At 26.8% G+C, this 17,788-nt stretch carries 19 protein-coding genes; 4 read left to right on the forward strand and 15 right to left on the reverse strand.

What is annotated here, in order from left to right; all coding sequences use genetic code 11:
• The 3 genes from ACRC8M_RS08780 to ACRC8M_RS08790 form a co-directional block, all read left to right on the forward strand.
• Positions 1-2,193, forward strand: a 2,193-nt coding sequence (locus ACRC8M_RS08780) for a type I restriction endonuclease subunit R, EcoR124 family (protein ID WP_438528795.1), incomplete at its 5' end; no start/stop codon positions are given.
• 393 nt (positions 2,194-2,586) lie between these two features.
• Positions 2,587-3,264 carry a recombinase family protein gene (locus tag ACRC8M_RS08785; protein ID WP_438528796.1) on the forward strand — a complete coding sequence of 226 codons (678 nt, stop codon included), beginning with the start codon at positions 2,587-2,589 and terminating at the stop codon, positions 3,262-3,264.
• 51 nt (positions 3,265-3,315) lie between these two features.
• Positions 3,316-4,956: an AAA family ATPase gene (locus ACRC8M_RS08790; protein WP_438528797.1), complete on the forward strand. Its 1,641-nt coding sequence runs from the start codon at positions 3,316-3,318 to the stop codon at positions 4,954-4,956.
• 204 nt (positions 4,957-5,160) lie between these two features.
• Here ACRC8M_RS08790 and ACRC8M_RS08795 read toward each other — a convergent pair whose 3' ends face one another.
• The 15 genes from ACRC8M_RS08795 to ACRC8M_RS08865 form a co-directional block, all read right to left on the reverse strand.
• On the reverse strand, positions 5,161-6,162 hold the full coding sequence (locus ACRC8M_RS08795; RefSeq protein WP_438528798.1) for a hypothetical protein: 1,002 nt from the start codon (positions 6,160-6,162) through the stop codon (positions 5,161-5,163).
• A gap of 280 nt (positions 6,163-6,442) precedes the next feature.
• Positions 6,443-7,297 (reverse strand): hypothetical protein, encoded by an 855-nt coding sequence (locus ACRC8M_RS08800; protein ID WP_438528799.1) that lies wholly within the window; start codon positions 7,295-7,297, stop codon positions 6,443-6,445.
• Positions 7,298-7,406: 109 nt separating this feature from the next.
• Positions 7,407-9,743: a hypothetical protein gene (locus tag ACRC8M_RS08805; protein WP_438528800.1), complete on the reverse strand. Its 2,337-nt coding sequence runs from the start codon at positions 9,741-9,743 to the stop codon at positions 7,407-7,409.
• Positions 9,744-9,765: 22 nt separating this feature from the next.
• Positions 9,766-10,101, reverse strand: coding sequence for a hypothetical protein (locus ACRC8M_RS08810; protein ID WP_438528801.1), 336 nt, complete (start codon positions 10,099-10,101; stop codon positions 9,766-9,768).
• Between the two features lie 18 nt (positions 10,102-10,119).
• Positions 10,120-11,214 carry a toxin-antitoxin system YwqK family antitoxin gene (locus ACRC8M_RS08815; RefSeq protein ID WP_438528802.1) on the reverse strand — a complete coding sequence of 365 codons (1,095 nt, stop codon included), beginning with the start codon at positions 11,212-11,214 and terminating at the stop codon, positions 10,120-10,122.
• A gap of 19 nt (positions 11,215-11,233) precedes the next feature.
• Positions 11,234-11,731 carry a hypothetical protein gene (locus tag ACRC8M_RS08820; protein WP_438528803.1) on the reverse strand — a complete coding sequence of 166 codons (498 nt, stop codon included), beginning with the start codon at positions 11,729-11,731 and terminating at the stop codon, positions 11,234-11,236.
• Positions 11,732-11,896: 165 nt separating this feature from the next.
• The gene (locus tag ACRC8M_RS08825) at positions 11,897-12,037 is read right to left on the reverse strand and encodes a hypothetical protein (protein WP_438528804.1); all 141 of its coding nucleotides are present in this window, start codon (positions 12,035-12,037) and stop codon (positions 11,897-11,899) included.
• On the reverse strand, positions 12,037-12,669 hold the full coding sequence (locus tag ACRC8M_RS08830; RefSeq protein ID WP_438528805.1) for a hypothetical protein: 633 nt from the start codon (positions 12,667-12,669) through the stop codon (positions 12,037-12,039). Before ACRC8M_RS08830 ends, ACRC8M_RS08825 begins: the two co-directional genes overlap by 1 nt.
• Positions 12,662-12,880: a hypothetical protein gene (locus tag ACRC8M_RS08835; RefSeq protein ID WP_438528806.1), complete on the reverse strand. Its 219-nt coding sequence runs from the start codon at positions 12,878-12,880 to the stop codon at positions 12,662-12,664. Before ACRC8M_RS08835 ends, ACRC8M_RS08830 begins: the two co-directional genes overlap by 8 nt.
• A 14-nt stretch (positions 12,881-12,894) precedes the next feature.
• On the reverse strand, positions 12,895-13,422 hold the full coding sequence (locus tag ACRC8M_RS08840; protein ID WP_438528807.1) for a JAB domain-containing protein: 528 nt from the start codon (positions 13,420-13,422) through the stop codon (positions 12,895-12,897).
• A 31-nt stretch (positions 13,423-13,453) separates the two neighbouring features.
• Complete coding sequence (locus ACRC8M_RS08845; protein WP_438528808.1) at positions 13,454-14,842, reverse strand: DUF4942 domain-containing protein; 1,389 nt, start codon at positions 14,840-14,842, stop codon at positions 13,454-13,456.
• Positions 14,842-15,297 carry a hypothetical protein gene (locus ACRC8M_RS08850; RefSeq protein WP_438528809.1) on the reverse strand — a complete coding sequence of 152 codons (456 nt, stop codon included), beginning with the start codon at positions 15,295-15,297 and terminating at the stop codon, positions 14,842-14,844. Before ACRC8M_RS08850 ends, ACRC8M_RS08845 begins: the two co-directional genes overlap by 1 nt.
• Before the next feature lie 75 nt (positions 15,298-15,372).
• A complete protein-coding gene (locus ACRC8M_RS08855; RefSeq protein ID WP_438528810.1) occupies positions 15,373-15,570 on the reverse strand; it encodes a hypothetical protein in 198 nt (65 codons plus the stop codon).
• A 43-nt stretch (positions 15,571-15,613) separates the two neighbouring features.
• Complete coding sequence (locus tag ACRC8M_RS08860) at positions 15,614-16,108, reverse strand: siphovirus Gp157 family protein (protein ID WP_438528811.1); 495 nt, start codon at positions 16,106-16,108, stop codon at positions 15,614-15,616.
• 177 nt (positions 16,109-16,285) lie between these two features.
• The gene (locus tag ACRC8M_RS08865) at positions 16,286-16,906 is read right to left on the reverse strand and encodes a Rad52/Rad22 family DNA repair protein (RefSeq protein ID WP_438528812.1); all 621 of its coding nucleotides are present in this window, start codon (positions 16,904-16,906) and stop codon (positions 16,286-16,288) included.
• 551 nt (positions 16,907-17,457) lie between these two features.
• Here ACRC8M_RS08865 and ACRC8M_RS08870 point away from each other — a divergent pair.
• Complete coding sequence (locus tag ACRC8M_RS08870; RefSeq protein ID WP_438528813.1) at positions 17,458-17,715, forward strand: hypothetical protein; 258 nt, start codon at positions 17,458-17,460, stop codon at positions 17,713-17,715.
• The last annotated feature ends 73 nt before the right edge of the window (positions 17,716-17,788 follow it).

The raw sequence follows: 17,788 nt of genomic DNA on the forward strand, positions 1-17,788 counted from the left end.
GGGTATATCTGGCATACCACAGGATCAGGAAAAACTTTAACAAGTTTTAAAGCTGCACGTTTAGCTACAGAGTTAGATTTTATAGATAAGGTATTCTTTGTTGTAGATAGAAAAGATTTAGATTATCAAACAATGAAAGAGTATCAACGTTTTTCTCCAGATAGTGTTAATGGATCTGAAAATACTGCTGGGCTTAAAAGAAACGTTGAGAAAGATGATAATAAGATTATTGTAACTACTATTCAAAAGTTAAATAACCTAATCAAAACTGAAGTAGATTTACCGATTTATAACAAGCAAGTTGTCTTTATTTTTGACGAAGCTCATCGTTCTCAATTTGGAGAGGCTCAAAAAAATATTGCTAAGAAATTTAAAAAGTACTATCAATTTGGATTTACTGGAACACCAATATTTCCAGAAAATGCTTTAGGCTCTGAAACAACTGCAAGTGTATTTGGTACAGAGTTACACTCTTATGTTATAACTGATGCAATTAGAGATGAGAAAGTTCTTAAATTTAAAGTTGATTATAATGATGTACGTCCTAAGTTTAAATCTCTTGAGATGGAGCAAGATGAGGATAAACTAACTTCAGCAGAAGCAAAGATAGCCTTTTTACATCCAGAAAGAATCAAAGAGATATCTCAATATATTTTGAATAACTTCAAAGTAAAAACTCATCGAACATATAATGGTGAAAAAGGATTTAATGCAATGTTTACTGTAAGTAGTGTTGAAGCAGCAAAACTTTATTATGAAACATTAAGAAATTTACAAAAGAATAGTGAGAAACCTTTAAAAATTGCAACTATCTTTTCTTTTGCAGCTAATGAAGAACAAAACTCTATCGGGGAAATTCTTGATGAAACTTTTGAACCTTCAGCAATGAATCAAAGTGCAAAGGAGTTTCTAAACTCTGCAATTAATGACTATAATACCATGTTTAAAACAAACTTTGGAATTGATAGTAAAGAGTTTCAAAACTATTATCGTGATCTTGCTAATAGAGTGAGAAAGCAAGAGATTGATTTATTGATTGTAGTTGGAATGTTTTTAACAGGATTTGATGCACCAACATTAAATACCTTGTTTGTTGATAAGAACTTACGTTATCATGGATTAATACAAGCATTCTCAAGAACAAACCGTATCTATGATTCTACAAAGACTTTTGGAAATATAGTTACATTTAGAGATTTAGAACAGGCAACAATAGATGCTATAACTCTATTTGGTGATAAAAATACAAAGAATGTGGTTCTAGAAAAAAGTTATAAAGAATACATGGAAGGGTTCACTGATATTAGTACAGGTGCAGCACGTCGTGGATATATAGAGATAGTTAGAGAATTAAACTCTCGTTTCCCTAATATTGATGATATTGTTACTGAAAGAGATAAAAAGGATTTTGCTAAACTATTTGGTGAGTATTTAAGAGTTGAGAACATATTACAAAATTATGATGAATTTACAAGGTTGAAAGCTTTACAAGCTCTTGATATGGATGATTCTAAAATGGTTGAAGAGTTCAAAGCTATGTATTATGTAAGTGATGAAGATATAGAGAGTATGAAAAATATTGAGATGCCTAAAGAAAGAGTGATTCAAGATTATCGTTCTACATACAATGATATTCGAGAGTGGCTTCGTCGTGAAAAGAAGGGGGCAGTTGGAGAAGATTCTACTCTTCAATGGGATGATATCGTTTTTGAAGTAGATCTTTTGAAATCTCAAGAGATAAACTTAGACTATATTCTTGAGTTGATTTTTGATAAACATAAAAAAGTAAAAAGTAAGGATGTATTAATAGAAGATGTACGTCGTTTAATTAGATCTAGTACAGGAAATCGTGCAAAAGAAAGTCTGATAGTTGATTTTATCAACAATACTGATTTAGATAAATTTGATAATAAAGCTAATATCATAGAGGCATTTTTCTCATTTGCTCAAATGGAACAACTGAAAGAGGTTGAAGAGTTAATTAAAGAGGAAAAACTCAATACTGATGCAGCCAAAAGATACATATTAACATCACTAAAGAAAGAACAAGCTAGTGATAATGGAACTGAATTAAACGAAATTATACCTAAGATGAGTCCTCTTAATCCTAATTATCTAACTAAGAAAAGTACTGTATTTCAGAAAATATCAGCTTTTGTAGAAAAGTTTAAGGGAATCGGTGGAAGAATATAAATAATACGGAAAGTTAAGAAAAGTATAGATTATAAACTACTTTATAAAATAGCTACCACATTAATTAAAGATTTAAAAGTTCACATTTCAAAAATGATTGAAGATAAAATAGAAGAAATAGAATAACCTAACTAAAGAGAGTCTATAGGGACTCTCTTTTGTATTGTAAGGTGATGTATTAATTAGAGTGAATTCTAATTGATTTATGATATATAAAAAAACCAAGAATTGTCTTGGTTTTAAATTAGAATCTATTTCCTTCTAGTATCAAAAGTAACCATTTAAATAAAAGTATTAAAAGTGTATGAATCTAATCTTAAATTTGATATAATGTAGGTATCAAATTTAACGGACGTTTCTTTTGATTGAAATTGTGAAAACTTATGTATAGAGGTGAGATATATTATGATATTTGGATATGCTAGGGTATCAAGAAAAGAGCAGAATATTGAAAGACAAATCAGAAATATTTTAGCTTATGATTCTAGTGCTAGATTATATGAGGAAGCATTTACTGGAACAAAAGTTGAAGGAAGAAAAGAGTTTGAAAAATTACTGAAGATTGTTAAGAATGGAGATACTATCGTTTTCGATTCAGTTTCGAGAATGTCAAGAAATGCAGAGGAAGGAAAAAATCTCTACTTCGAACTCATGAGTAAGGGTATTACTCTAGTCTTCTTGAAAGAACCTTATATAAATACGGCAGTTTATCAGAAAGCCGTTTCTAGGAAAATAGATAGTACGGGACATAAAATAGCTGATCTATATATCAATGCAACTAATGAGGCTATAAAAATTTTAGCTGAAGACCAAATTGAAATAGCATTTAACCAAGCTGAGAAAGAGGTTAAAGACCTACAGCAGAGAACCAAAGAAGGAATAGAAACTGCTAAAAGGGAAGGAAAGCAAATAGGACAGGTTAAAGGAAAGAAACTTGTAACTAAGAAATCAGTAGAGATGAAAGAGAAGATACAGAAACTACTCCCTACTCATTCAGATAAAGAGATAATGGAACTTACAGGACTTGCTAGAAATACATATTATAAATATAAGAAAGAAATGATAATATGATGGTATAATATAAGAAAAGAAATTAATGTAACGAAAGAGGTGAGAAATTTGATGAAGAAAAAATTACCTATAGGTATAGATGATTTTAAAAAAATAATAGAATTAAACTACTATTATGTAGATAAAACTCTTTTTATTCAAGATGTGCTTGAGAAAAGAGCTGAAGTTACATTATTAACAAGACCTAGAAGATTTGGAAAAACCTTAAATATCAGTACATTGAAATACTTTTTAGACATAAAAGGAGCTATAGAAAATAGAGATCTTTTTAAAGGAACTAAGATAGAAGAAACTGACTATATGGAATATCAAGGAAAATATCCAGTAGTTTATCTAACTATGAAAGATTTAGATGGGGAGGATTTTAAAAGTTTTTTTGAAGCATTTAAAACTCTTATTAGCTCTCTCTTTGAAACCCATAAATATCTCCGTGAAAAACTGGATGAAAGAAATCTTCTTTTTTTTGATAAAATATGGTTTCAAGAAGAAAAAGCTAATTATGACACAGCTTTAAAATTCCTATCGCAGCTTCTATATGATTATTATGGAGTTAAGCCAGTTATCCTTATAGATGAATATGATTCTCCATTTATCATTGCTAATGAAAAAAGATATTATGAAAAAGTTAAAACACTTTTGGGACGGTTCTATGGAAGTGCATTAAAAGAAGGAATTATTAGTTTTTCAGTAGTTACAGGTATTTTAAGAATTGCGAAAGAGTCAATATTTTCAACTTTGAATAATTTAAAAGTATCGACAATCCTTACGGGAGACTATAATTATTTTGGAATGACCGAAATAGAGGTTGAGGATGTTTTAAAATATTATGATCTTGAAACAACTTTAGGAAATATACAAAAATGGTATAACGGATATCTCTTTGGAGATCTGAAAGTCTATAATCCGTGGAGCATATTATATCATTGTAGTTCAGGAGAATTGAAGGCTTTCTGGATAAATACAAGTGCTAACCTTCTTATAAAAGAAATATTAAGAGAGGCAGATAGAGAAATATTTAATATATTCCATACTTTATTGAAAGATGGAAGTGTAAAAACTACTCTTCAAGAAAATATGATTTTCGGTATGAGATACAGTGACAGCACATTACTCTACCTAATGTTTTCAGCAGGGTATCTGACTATCAATAGAAAAGGAGAGGAAAAAAATCAGTATTTCCTTACTATTCCAAATTATGAAGTAAAGGAATATTTCAAAGATACGTTTATGGAAATAGTTTCTCCTAGAAATTATGGAAAGTTTACAGACCTTATAGTTGCTTTAAGAGATGGGAATGTTACTGGAATAGATTCTGTAGAGGAGTTGCTTCAAACAATGTTTGAAACAAGTATGAGTTATATGGATGGATCTACCGAGGAAAAATTCTATCACAATCTAATTCTTGGAATGATGATCTGCACAGACAGTTATTTTTATCCACTTTCCAATAGAGAATCAGGATATGGAAGATATGATATAGCTCTTGAACCTAAAGATATTACAAAAATTGGATATATTTTTGAATTTAAAATTGCTGATAATTTTAATGATATGGACAAAGTAGGATCAGAAGCTTTAAAACAGATAGCAGATAAAAAATATAGAACCGATATGGAAAATAGAGGAGTCAAAGATATTAGAGAAATTGCATTAATTTTCTGTAAAAAATCTTTGAGATTTTATGTAAAATAAAGTTGTTAGTTATGAGATAGGGATGTCATCCTATCTCATTTTTATTAACCCATTTTCACAATTTCAATCAAAAGAAACGTCCGTTAAATTTGATACCTACATTATATCAAATTTAAGATTAGATTCATACACTTTTAATACTTTTATTTAAATGGTTACTTTTGATACTAGAAGAGAATGAATTATAATTTAAAACCAAGAAAATTAAACTTTTTTTATTTTATAACTTTCTAACTTATTTTTTATTAGCTCTAATTTTTTATCAACATCAAAAATTATAAAGCGTTTTTCAATTTCATATTTTTTTAATTCTTTTCTAATACTTGTAACTGCTCCTTCTAATGTTTTACCAGTCTTACAAACCTCTAGTGCGTTTCTTAAAACTTTATAATTATCTCCTAGTTTTAAATTAGATTGTATTATATATTTATAGTTATTTTCAGACGTAACTTTTCCAAAAGCTTTAATCCAAATTTTATACCTTTTCATATTTAATTTATTAATTGCATCTTTATTAAATAAATATTCAAGGGCAAAATCTATAAAATTATTATTATATAAAGCATATAAGTCCAACTTCATAAATTTCTCTAAACTCATACAATTCATATTTATTTTTTTACTAATTTCTATTCTAATTCTTAAAGGTAAATCACTATGCTCTTTTCTAATCCTCCCGACTCCATTAGAGTAGACATCTAGATATTTTTTATATTGATTGTAGATCATAATGCTATAATTTCCGCACTTTACTTTCCCGGAGTCACTTAATAGAATAGTCTCCACTTGTTCTTTTAAAAAATCACTAATTGCAATATTCTTAGCTTTCTTTTGATTTTTATAATTAAACGAATAAGCCATATAATAAAATATATTTTTATAATCATTAAATTTTTCTCCATTCTCCATATAAAAAGTATAGGGAATATCAATTCTATTTATTCTTATACTTATATTATCTTTTGGTCTTACTTCTTTTATAATATCTCCAAAAGCTTTATTGCATTCTAAAATAATCTCTGAATCATGAATTAATACACAATTGTTCTCCCCTTTAAATTTAGGATAAGATATCTTAAAAACATGATTTGAAAGATTGGCTTTACTTATAAACATATGCTCAATAAATCTATGTTTGTCAATTTTTTTTATTTCATTTTCTGTTAACTGTCTATTAAATGCTAATGTTACACTTATTGTATCCATAACTTTTATTCTCCTTTATAATTTTATTATACTTCTATTTCTTTGTTATGGATTTTTAAAATATTTTTTGTCTTACAGACAGTTAATAATTGATTTTGAAAGAGGAGTAATCATTAAAAAATATAATAATAGCTAACACAGCATCCCTCTTTCAAAATCAATTATTTAGAGTAAGTATTACTATATAATTCTTTTATTTATAAGGATTTATAAATAAATACCCCTTGAACAAAATAGGGGTATTTTTATATTTACAATAAATTGTTCCAAAGATTTAATACTAACTTTCATAAGTTTTTTTAGAACATTTTTTTTCAAAATCTTCTAACCATGTATCAATATCTTTTTCCTCCATAGATATAGTAAATTCTTTTTCTTTAATAAATTCTGGAATAATGACTTTTGTAGTATAAAATAAAAATATTAATATATCTGAATTAAGTGATTCTTTTTTACTTATAGATTTCATTTGCACTTCTAATTCTAAACTCATATGCTCATACAATTTTTTAACTAGATCTATTTTCGTAGTTTTAGAATTTAAAGTATTTCTAAGTGGTACTAATGGATGATTTAATATAATTATATAATCTATCGTTATTTCTTTTAATAAATCCTTTAAAAACAAAAAATTATTGTTTGGTTTATTTAATTCAATACAGCCAAATTCAACTATATAGAATAATGTCTCTTTCTTTTTTTTAAAATTCTTAATCTTATCTAAGTCCTTCTTTGTAATTATCCTTAAATTTCTTGTATTTTTTTCTATTCCCCAATTTATTTTTATATCAAAATTCTCTTCAATTATTAAAGTAACATTATACTTTTTCATTAAAAACTTATTTATCAAATTAGCATAACTTTTATCTTTGACATAAAAAACAACTTTCTTTAATCTATTCCTTATTTTTAAACTTTTTTTCTCTTCTAATATATCTAATATATCTAAATTCAATTGTGTTAATATTTTTCTTACAGAAGGCTTTAAATAATCGAAATTATTAGAAAAATAATTTGATAAAGCTACTTCTGTTATACCTAAATTTTTTGCTATTTTTTTTTGAGTAAAGGTATCACCATATTTTTGTTCATATTTTTTTATTATTTTAGATTTGCTTAATTTTAATTTATCCATATAAATTATTCTCCAAATACTATTATTTTATAAACAATTAAAATATTTGTTTAATTGTTTATAAAATAATAGCATATTTAAACAAAAAAAGGAAGGTTATTACCCTTCCTTAACTAAAATATTGATTTATTATATTTATAAATCTTTTATTGTCTAAATCATTTGTTGCAAGTAAACACTTTAATTTCTTATTATCTAAATCTATTTCTAAGGTATGATTTATAAATCCTTTTAATTCTATTTTGTTTATTTTTCTCAGAGGGATAACCCCAAATCTATTTCTAGTTATAATTAAATTTTCTTCTGTTAAAAGCAATATACTCTCATCTTCTAATTTTTCTGACTCGATATATAAAACTAAAATTTCATCTAAAATTTTTATTCCCAATATATTTTCTATTTTTCTAATATATTTAGCTTTATCCTCTTTTGTCATATCTAAAGGAAAAATAATCTTATTGGAATCCTCTCTTAAAGTTTTAAAAGGTTCTATTATCTCTTTAATTTCCTCTTCACACTCTATTAACTCTTGGTTACTTACAAATCCATCTTCTAAAAATATCTTATAATATCTTTCTACAGATAAATTATTATTAAATATGAATTCTAATAAATATATTGGCTTAGAGTAATTAGAATCTATCTCATGCGAATATTTCTCTACATAGATATCTGAAACTTTTTCTTCTTTCCAAAGATTATTTAAAAATTTTAAATATATTGCTATAGATTTCACTGCTAGTATCTTTGATGGATTGTTATAATTTCCTAAAATTGGAATTTCATAACTTTTCCTATTCTTTAACACAACTTCAATTCCTAAAGTGTCCTTAGTTTCCATAAGCTTAACTTTCTCAATATCATTTATTAAAATATTTATTATTTCTTTCCTATTTTTAAAAATTATACTAGTTAGTGTTATTACTCCAGTTCCTCTTCTAGTTTCCCAAAGAAGGTGTATATTTTCTGAAGTTAGATTTTTATTTAAATTTTTATTTTTAAATTTATTACTTCTTTCAAAACAATCACTTAAAATTAAATGCTTCATTAATTCTCTTTCTTCTAGTGTCAATTCTTTTAAGTACTCTATTTCTGAATTTATTTTCTCTTGTATATTCTTTGCACTTTCAATCGTTCTCATTTTTTGATCTTCTATATATTTTATTGAGATTGATTTTATTTTAGCTGCTATTATTTCTGAGTTAAAAAATTCCTTAAATAAAATATTTTTACTAAATTCATCTATCAAATTCTTTTCATACCTTACTACTAATTTAATATTATCTTTGCTAAATTCTTCAATTTTGTTTTCAAAGTTATTTTTTATTAAATCACCTAAAAATTCTTTGTATTCTGTTATTATTTCTTTGAACCCTTTTCCATTAATATAGCTAAGTATTTCTGTAAATAGTAATAACTCTTGTTTACTAACTTTATTGAAATATCTTTCATTAAATAATCTTAGTCTACTTTCTTCTGAAAATTTAAGCATCTGAATATATAATTCTTTTATATCATTTGTATTTAAAAATATATGCGTATCTTTTGCTAGTTTTAATATTTCTATTAACTCATCAGCTTTTATAATAGTTAAATTTCTTTCTACTTCTTCTAGCTCTTCTAATTCAAGCTTACTAAAATATGCTGCCCAAACTCTCAATGAATATGGATAAATTTTTATAATTTCTAAAATATCTTTTTTAGATTTGGAAAAAATGTCATTTAGTTTTGGTAATTCACTTTTTAAATTATAAAGATAATAATATGACTCTAATGGTTCTAATAATGTTCCTATTTTACTTTCTGACTCAGAATCAATTGAATAAGCAATATAATCATAAATATTTCTAAATTCTTTTTCCACCAAATTTGAAATAAACTCTTCCATAGCAGAGTATAGTTCATTCATAAAATTCTCTTCTCTTTTATTCTTAAAAACTTTTCTTTCTATAGATTCATTATAATTTCTATAAATAGTTTGAGAACCTTTTATTACTCCATATATTCCAAGAACTGCTAAATTTCCAACAAATAACGTTGACTCTGAAGGTCTTGATAATTTTTGTAAAGTTTTATACGTTTCTAAATCTTCACCCATTTGTGATTCTAATCTATTTGAAATCAAACAAATTTCTTTTAATCTACCTGATGAGTCTTCAAAAAATCTTTCATATAATTTTAAAGGGCTATTGCCATAGTCAATATTTTTTTCTTTTAGTACTTTTATAATTTCTCTGCTTAACTTTAACATCAAATTTTTAAAATTACCTTCAAGCTTATTTTCTGTAATTTCTTTAAACGATAGTTGATATAATTGAATATAAAATTCCTCGACTATACCCTCTAAATAATTTGAATATTTATCAAATATAAAATAGAAAGGAAAATTTTTATTTAATTTCAAATCTTTTCCTATATTAACAATCTTTAATTGATTTTCCTCCATTTACTTCCTCCATAAAATAGTATTAGCAATCCAGTTCAATCGTTTCAAAAATACTCTTTCTAGTTTTTTTACTCTTAATATTTATCCTTTGTTCCTCTTTAATTTCAATCATTTCCTCTTTTAATTCACAAGGTTTTATATCCATAGATTTTTTATGAGTATTTAATATTACTTTGCTTTCTTCCATCTTAAAACTTTTTACTTTTTTAGAAGCATTTATAAACGACCCTATAACTAAAATAATCCAAGCTAATAAAATTATCACATGTGGAAATATTGCAATTAGGATCCCTGAGATTACAGTAACTATAAATAAATTTATTAATAATGTTTTTATATAGATAAATAAGTACTTCATAGTTTCCCTCCTGATTTTTTAAAATAAAGTAAATGTATGTTTTATTTCTTCTTTCAATTCTCCATTTGTGTTATAATATTTCCATTTCTTTATTTTTTCATCTTTTTCATATCTTCCTTCTGCTTTCTTTTCTCCATTTTCATAGTAGAATGTCCACTTACCTTCTCTTTTTCCATTTTCAAATTCGCCTTCTGTTCTTATTTCTTTATTTTCAAAATAAGTCTTAATTTTACCTTCTCTTTTCCCGTTTTTATACTTCTGAATTGTCTTCTTATTTGAATTTTCATAATACTCTATCCAAGTTCCTTCTTTTTCACCCTTTACATATTTCCCCTCATTTTCGAGTTTCTTGCCACCTCTATAATAAGACTTAAATTTTCCATTTGGTAATCCTTTTGAAAATGTTTGTTCTATGATTAAATTTCCTTCTTCATCTCTAAGAGTTACCTTTCCATCAGCATATTTTTGAGTTTCAGAATCAATCCAAAATTCATTTCTTTTTTCTAAAACATCAAAAGATATTTCATTAGAAAAATATTTATTTTTAAAACTCTTTATTGTCGATGGCAATTTTGAAACAGTATCTAATCCATTTAATGATTTTTCAATAACGCTATATACATCCAAATTATCTTTGTATTCCTTTAATAACGAACTATATTCTGACTCCAATGGTCCATTTATATATAGAGATTCAAGGTAACTTTTTATTATAATTTCTGCATCCCCATTTCTCCATTTATCAGCTTTTAAAGTATCAGATTTTGGGTATAGCATCTCTACTGATATGTTACTTTCTATTGAATCTAGCGGAATAATTTTGCTGTAATAATAATAGTTTTTATATTGAATAACATCTCTTTCAGCAGTTTTTAAATTTTCTGTTCCTACCTCTATTATCCCATTTCTTATTTCATCTAAATCTCCTATTGGAGATAATTTTAATATGAAAATTTCATTTTTTAGAATGATTACATTTCCTTCGTTTTTCTCCACTCTAAAATTTTGATCTTTTAATGCTTGTTCAAAAGATTGATTTATATCTAAAGCAAATGACAATCTAGTTATAATCAATCCTAAAATTAAATATTTTAAACTTCTCTTTGGTTTCATTTGATTATCCCCCTATTTTTTAAAATATGATTCTTAACTCATTCATATAAAATTCACCCTTATCTGTTTTAAGTTTTATATAATCAGTTATTTGACACCTTTTTATCTCCTCTACAATTACCTCTTCTAGTCTATTCCCTATTGAAATATGGAGTTTCTCTTTTTTCAGGCTGTAATCTTTTAAGACAATAAGCTTATCTCTAAAGAGAATAATTTCCCTATAAAAAGAATTTAGATGAGCGTAGCCTGTAAATATACTTCTAATAAACTTTGGTTCATCTTGAATACCATTACTAATAGCCTTATAGTACTCTGTTGTAGATTGAGTTAAAGTAAACTGTAAGTATGTTTTTTCATCTAACTCTTCTCGCTCTATTCCTTGCATTTTCCTAATAGAAAATATTATCAATATCTCGTTGCATAGTTTTTCTCTAGTCATATTAAAATGCTTAGAATCTCTATCTAATATATCTAAAATAAGTTTAGATACCATTATTTTTACCCTTTTCTTAGACATTTATCTCCCCTTTCTAACTAGTAATTATACCATGTATTTCATGGCGTAGAAATACAACTTCTTTACACCTACTTCTCTTTATTTTTAAGGGTTTATCTAAGTTTAAATAACATACTAAACTAAAAAATGAGTTGTAAAAGTACAACTCATTTTTCTATTTAGCTATTATTGTATCCATGCTTCTACATCACTATCTATCTCTTTAGTTTCATAAAGATCTTCTAGGAAACTTTCGGCTCTTCTTTTACTATTAAACTCTCCATAGGAATATTCCTCTCCATTCATCATTACAATTATCTCATACACTATGCTACCTCTTCTTTGTAATCATAGTCATGAATAATCTCTCTATCTGATATATAGTATCTTCCATATAGACTAAATCCACACTCCTCATAATAAAGCCACATGTCATTTGCTTTTTCTCCTACTACCTCTTTACAGATATTTACAAAACTTTCAAATAGCTTTAATGATATTGGACTCCAAGCAGTATTAAATAAAAGTTCTTCTGTTGTTATTCCTGAAAATAGAGAGTTCCACTTTGTTCCCCAGTTATTTATACACCAGTCATACCATAGTATTAACTTTTCTCCTGTATAGCTTCTTAGTTCCTCATGTGAATATTTTTCATTTACATAACGGTCTATGTTTACTAACTTTCCATCTATTTTAACTTTTGAAATCTCATTTTTAATAATACTATCTAATAGCTTTTCCCCTAGATTATCTGGATTTTCATAGTGGTACTTGCTAAACGCTTCTAAAGTATTAGCTTTAAAAGCTCTAAGTAACATATTCTTAGGTCTTTTGATAACCTTGTTGAAGTCAAAATATAGATCTCCAAATTCATCTTTTGATAAAACTTTCTCTTTTATTTTCTCTAGTTCTTCTTGTATTACATTTAGCTTTATTCTATTAAAACAGTAATTAGGCATTTGCTATCCTCTCCTTTATCTCATTTATTGTATATTGCTGTACATTGAATTCATTTAACAGTTCTTCTAGTTCCTTTATGTCCTTAGCTTCTTCTATATACCATTCTCCCCAAGCTATAATATTTACTACAAATACATCCTTCGTAATATCTACTTGAATATCTTTAGTACCCAAGCAAGTAATACTTTCTGCTGATATAACTTTATCCATAATCTCATCTCCTCTTAATATTCAATAAGTCCATTTTCATAGAAACTAAAATGATCTCCTTCTCCCAATATGATATGATCTAGTAATTTTATATCTAGTACATCCAATAGATCTTTTAACTCTTGTGTTAATACAATATCTTTCTTACTTGGTGTCAAACTACCACTTGGGTGATTATGAGCGAATATAATGCCCTTAGTTGCGTATTTTAAGGCTCTCTCTACTATCAGTCGAGGATAGACTACACTTCTGTCTATAGTTCCTCTAAATAGTGTTTCCTCCCCTAATAAACGATTAGAGGAGCTAAGATATATAACCTTAAACTCCTCTAAGTTTTTAAATCCTATATCACTTCTTAAATAATTAAGAAGTTCTGTTTTGCCCTTTACTGTTGCAAGGTCTTTCTTTCCTATGTTTCCTTTACTTATTGTAGTCATTAATTCTTTGAACTGTGATAACTCCTCATTTATCTCATAAGACTTGATTTTACTTACTACCTCATCTATATCCTTACATTTTAAAAACTTTAATATTTTCTTCATAACTCCTCCATTTTATACAACACTTACGGATTTAATATCCCAACCACATCTTGCCTTCACAAGCTTTCCTATTAAACTCATTCCAAATCTTTTCATCTAGGAATTCAAAATGAATAGTTCCTTTTTTAAATATTTTAAATTTAAAGAATTCTGATTCATTCCATTTTCCAAACTCTACTCCTCTTTTAACAACTTCATCTATGGTAATTACTCTAGAGATACTCTTTCCTATTAGATTACATAGTACTTTCTCTAAATCTCTTACTTTATCTCTTTTGATATAGCTTAAATCGCTTATTATATCCTTGTGTATACCAAATCTATAGCTATTTAGCATATCTGGTAGTATGAACTTCTTTCCAACACGCCACCTTTCATTTGTCTTCCACCCTTCTATATGAACTCTATTGTCAGGATAGTACATAGTTAAATAATCAAAACTTTCCTCTATACAATTCTGGAATATTTGCGCAGAATTCTGTATTAGAATTTCTAGTAGCTTATTAACATTATCTACAGTAAATGGCATTACACTGTATTCTTTTTTATTGTCAAAGAAATCCTTTTTTACATTAGATGTCATTCTTTCCTCTAACTTAGTCTTATCAAATACTAACTGCCAGAATCCAACTCTAACTTTTTCGAGTACATCTTCGTACTCTCTTCTTTCAACGCTAGAATTATTCTTTAACAAATTTTCTACAGCATACTTATCTAGAACTCCATCTAAGTAGTATTGTAATTTATTCTTTAGAGTTAAATACTCTCCAATAATCTCTTTTACAGCACTGTACTTATCCTCTAAGTTTTGTAGTATATCCACTTTAGCTAGTTGATTAATATTTAAATCTTCTAAATTAATCTCCTCTTGTCCAAACTTTTCAAAGTTAAATTGGAACTTTTTTCTCTTAGACTTATTTTGAATTTTAATTAAAGCAACCTCAACATTTGTTTTTCTTTCAGCATCTTTAAAGCAATCTCCAAGATACTCGATTTCTGCTCCATTAGCTTCTAATATATCTATCATTAACTTTCGCTCTTTATTACAAGGATTTCTTATGCTCTCGGCATTTAAAAGACATCTAATATGTGTATTCTCTTCTGATATTTCCCATGCTTTAAGAAAGTGCTTTACTCCTTCATCAAAAGGTGGATTCATTAAAATTAAATCAAATAAATGATCTGGCTTATACTTTAAGAAATCATCACCTAATATTGTGTATTGCTTTTCTCTTAAAATGCTCTGTAACTCTAGATTCTTTTCTATGCAATAGATATTTGTATACTTTTCTCTAATTATACTTAAAAGGTCTCCTTTTCCCGCACTTGGCTCTAATATATTCATCCCTCTTAAGTTTAACTCACCTATCATTTTTAATGCCACATCATATGGCGTTGGGTAAAAATTCTTATCAAACATTATTTATCCTCCTCAATCTCTATATAGAATGAATTTCTCTTATCTTCATACTTTTTCATCTCATAAAGAAACTCCTCACAAGCTTTTTGATAATTAGTTTCAAGTATTAAGAATATATCTTGTGCTATTCCATACTCTGGGTCTGTTTCTAAATACTCTCTACAACATCTGTACTTACTTGTAGGTGGATTTAATGCTAATACCTCATATGTTCTTAAAGGTGGCTTATATAATCTTGCTCTAATCTTTTTCTTAGTTGTAGTTATTCTCATAGCTATTTTCTTTTCAGTAGCAAATCCTCTTTGTTCTGTATCTCCTTCAATTAAAAAGTCTCGCATAAATACTTCTAAAGCTTTCTTAAATGAATCAAACTCTTGAATCGTGTATTCTGACATTTTAAATTTCTTGCTGCCTTTTGGTTTATTTGCTACTGCTCTATGTAAATAATATTTCATATTTTCCTCCTTAAAATTAAAAGAGGTTGTCCTAAAGACAACCCCCTCATTATTATTGATAATATACATTTTTAGTTAAATTTTATCTATTCTACTATTAAACATGAAGTTCTCTAACTCTTGGTTATATTCTGTAGTTCCAACCTCATATCCAAAATTTTCCATGTATTCACTCTCTGCTTTTTGAAACTCTTCCATCGCTTCATCTAAAGTTTGAAAACATCCTCTAAACTCTAGTTGATATGTTCCATTATATGTATTTACATTATACAAATTTCTCTCACCTCATTAAACTGCGTAAAATTGATTTTAAACCCTATCTTATTTGCAAAGTGTATTTATTCTCTAAATGTGCACCCTTTATGTTTTTACCCTGTTTTAGAAGTTCTGACAACGTTCTTTTATCTGGCACTAACTCAATCTTCTTTTGAATATATTTTTTAGGAATTAAATCTAAATTATCTATTGCCACCGAAACACTTTTTCTAAGTCCTAAGTTCCCTAGCTCTGTTTCAATCTTATTCTTATCTAAATTTAAAAGTATGTCTGTAAGGTACTTCTTTAGACTACTAACCTTTTTCTCTTTTTGTTTTCTAAGTTTTTCTAATCTATCTTCCTCTTGGGATAGTACCTCAACCTCTAGTGAAACATTTCTAATGTATTTTATGATATTGCTACTTTTACTTTGTAGCTCCTCTTTTAGAAACTCCATTACAAACTCATAGTTTTCTCTATCTCCTTCACTTTGCTCTGACTCTAGAAAAATATCTAAAGTCTCTATCATTCCATTCATAATCTCATATGCTCTCATAAACTCCTCCTTAAAACAAAACCTCTGGAATAGAATCTAGAGGTCGCTTAATATTATCTAAATTTTCTAATACTCCATATATTTCCATTGGGTACTCCTATTTTTTATTTATTATGTTATCTAAAGCTCCAACTGCTGTACCAACTACAACTAAAACTCCACCAATAATTCCTAACATTAAGCAACCTCCTTGAAATTTAATAAGTATTTACAAGCATTAATAATCTTTGTATCTTTGCTATTGGTAGTTAAATATGTTAAATAGTCTTTATTTTCTTTAAGAATCTCTCCTAAAGTTTTGCCTTTGTATTTTCCAAAAGTAAGCTCAATATTTTTAGCTCTATCTTCTTTTGATTCTAAATTATTACTTTCTTGATTTTTATTATTTAACTTTGGTGCTTCTTTAAAAACATAGTTTTTACCTCTTTGTTCTATTGGTAGCCATTGACCTTCAACTTCATAAAGATATCTTCCAATCCCCCAAACAGAAGCAACTCTTTTAAAAGCACAAGATATTCCACCTTTTATTGCTTCATAGTCTGTAGTTCCTGAACCATCTTCTTTAGCTATCCACTCATTATTAATTTTAAGTTCTAGTTTAGCAATAAACCCACCATTAATCTCTTTATATGAAACACGCCAATTTTCAATTCCTACAACCTCATCTAGTCTATTCTGTATAGCTCTGGCCTGAATGTACGCTAGAGCTAACCCTTTAGTTTTATCTGAATTAGTAGCACCAACTCTAAATTCAAGTTCATCATCTGAAAATGGTTTTTCTAATTTTTCTTTTAGCATTTTAAGTCTCCTTTTAAAATTTAATTATTTTTTTTAATATAATCTAAAGTTTCTTTTAATGCTTTTAAAACTGAAATAGTTATTAAAACTTTATTTATCATAAAATCACCTCTTTGATCTATTATTCAGTTATATAATATATATTTATAATTTGGTTAATTTACAATATTCAATTTTACATTGTTTATAGTTGTTTATATTGTTTATATTGTTTATATTGTTATGTACCAAAAATACACCTGTTTTTCATGCATCTAACCATTGATTTTATTGACTTTCATTGACATTTTTTACTTAACCATTAATGGGTATTACTTTCTCCATTAAGTGGTTATATCTCTAACCATTAATGGTGGTTATTTTCTCCATTAAGTGGTATTATTTTCTCCATTAAGTGGTATCGTTTTTAATTTTAACCACTATATGGTATTAAGTAAAAAAATCTTACTTTTAACAAAAAAACATGATAAAATAATAGAAAAACAATTACCACCTAATGGTTATTTGTTTATATATATATTGAATAATACCTATTAAAGGAGATATATAGTATGAAATTTGAAAATGCAAATAATTGGTTATATGATGAGGTTATAGATACAAAAGAAACTGAAATTATAGAAGAAAATATATATGTTGATGAAGATTTCATAAAAAATAGATCTCTCATCAGAATGGATTTAAATCTTATTCAATATCCTATTTTTAGTAAAAATACAAAAAGAAAAGAAAATCAAATAGTGAAATATTATTTTAATAGTGCGACACGTTTCGTAATGAAAAGTTACGACATGTTAAAAGTAGCTTAATAAAAGCGAATTAACAGAGAACTGTATTTTCGAGAAGTAGAATGAAGGAGTAACGCCCTGAAATGCTTCCTCT

It is taken from the genome of Cetobacterium sp., assembly GCF_051653945.1.
Taxonomy (GTDB): Bacteria; Fusobacteriota; Fusobacteriia; order Fusobacteriales; family Fusobacteriaceae; genus Cetobacterium_A.

Excerpts from the sequence above, each read along its gene's own strand:
- ACRC8M_RS08790 (WP_438528797.1), top strand. The coding sequence starts at position 3,316 with ATGAAGAAAAAATTACCTATAGGTATAGATGATTTTAAAAAAATAATA.
- ACRC8M_RS08795 (WP_438528798.1), bottom strand. The coding sequence starts at position 6,162 with ATGGATACAATAAGTGTAACATTAGCATTTAATAGACAGTTAACAGAA.
- ACRC8M_RS08800 (WP_438528799.1), bottom strand. The coding sequence starts at position 7,297 with ATGGATAAATTAAAATTAAGCAAATCTAAAATAATAAAAAAATATGAA.
- ACRC8M_RS08805 (WP_438528800.1), bottom strand. The coding sequence starts at position 9,743 with ATGGAGGAAAATCAATTAAAGATTGTTAATATAGGAAAAGATTTGAAA.
- ACRC8M_RS08810 (WP_438528801.1), bottom strand. The coding sequence starts at position 10,101 with ATGAAGTACTTATTTATCTATATAAAAACATTATTAATAAATTTATTT.
- ACRC8M_RS08815 (WP_438528802.1), bottom strand. The coding sequence starts at position 11,214 with ATGAAACCAAAGAGAAGTTTAAAATATTTAATTTTAGGATTGATTATA.
- ACRC8M_RS08820 (WP_438528803.1), bottom strand. The coding sequence starts at position 11,731 with ATGTCTAAGAAAAGGGTAAAAATAATGGTATCTAAACTTATTTTAGAT.
- ACRC8M_RS08830 (WP_438528805.1), bottom strand. The coding sequence starts at position 12,669 with ATGCCTAATTACTGTTTTAATAGAATAAAGCTAAATGTAATACAAGAA.
- ACRC8M_RS08835 (WP_438528806.1), bottom strand. The coding sequence starts at position 12,880 with ATGGATAAAGTTATATCAGCAGAAAGTATTACTTGCTTGGGTACTAAA.
- ACRC8M_RS08840 (WP_438528807.1), bottom strand. The coding sequence starts at position 13,422 with ATGAAGAAAATATTAAAGTTTTTAAAATGTAAGGATATAGATGAGGTA.
- ACRC8M_RS08845 (WP_438528808.1), bottom strand. The coding sequence starts at position 14,842 with ATGTTTGATAAGAATTTTTACCCAACGCCATATGATGTGGCATTAAAA.
- ACRC8M_RS08850 (WP_438528809.1), bottom strand. The coding sequence starts at position 15,297 with ATGAAATATTATTTACATAGAGCAGTAGCAAATAAACCAAAAGGCAGC.
- ACRC8M_RS08860 (WP_438528811.1), bottom strand. The coding sequence starts at position 16,108 with ATGAGAGCATATGAGATTATGAATGGAATGATAGAGACTTTAGATATT.
- ACRC8M_RS08865 (WP_438528812.1), bottom strand. The coding sequence starts at position 16,906 with ATGCTAAAAGAAAAATTAGAAAAACCATTTTCAGATGATGAACTTGAA.
- ACRC8M_RS08870 (WP_438528813.1), top strand. The coding sequence starts at position 17,458 with ATGAAATTTGAAAATGCAAATAATTGGTTATATGATGAGGTTATAGAT.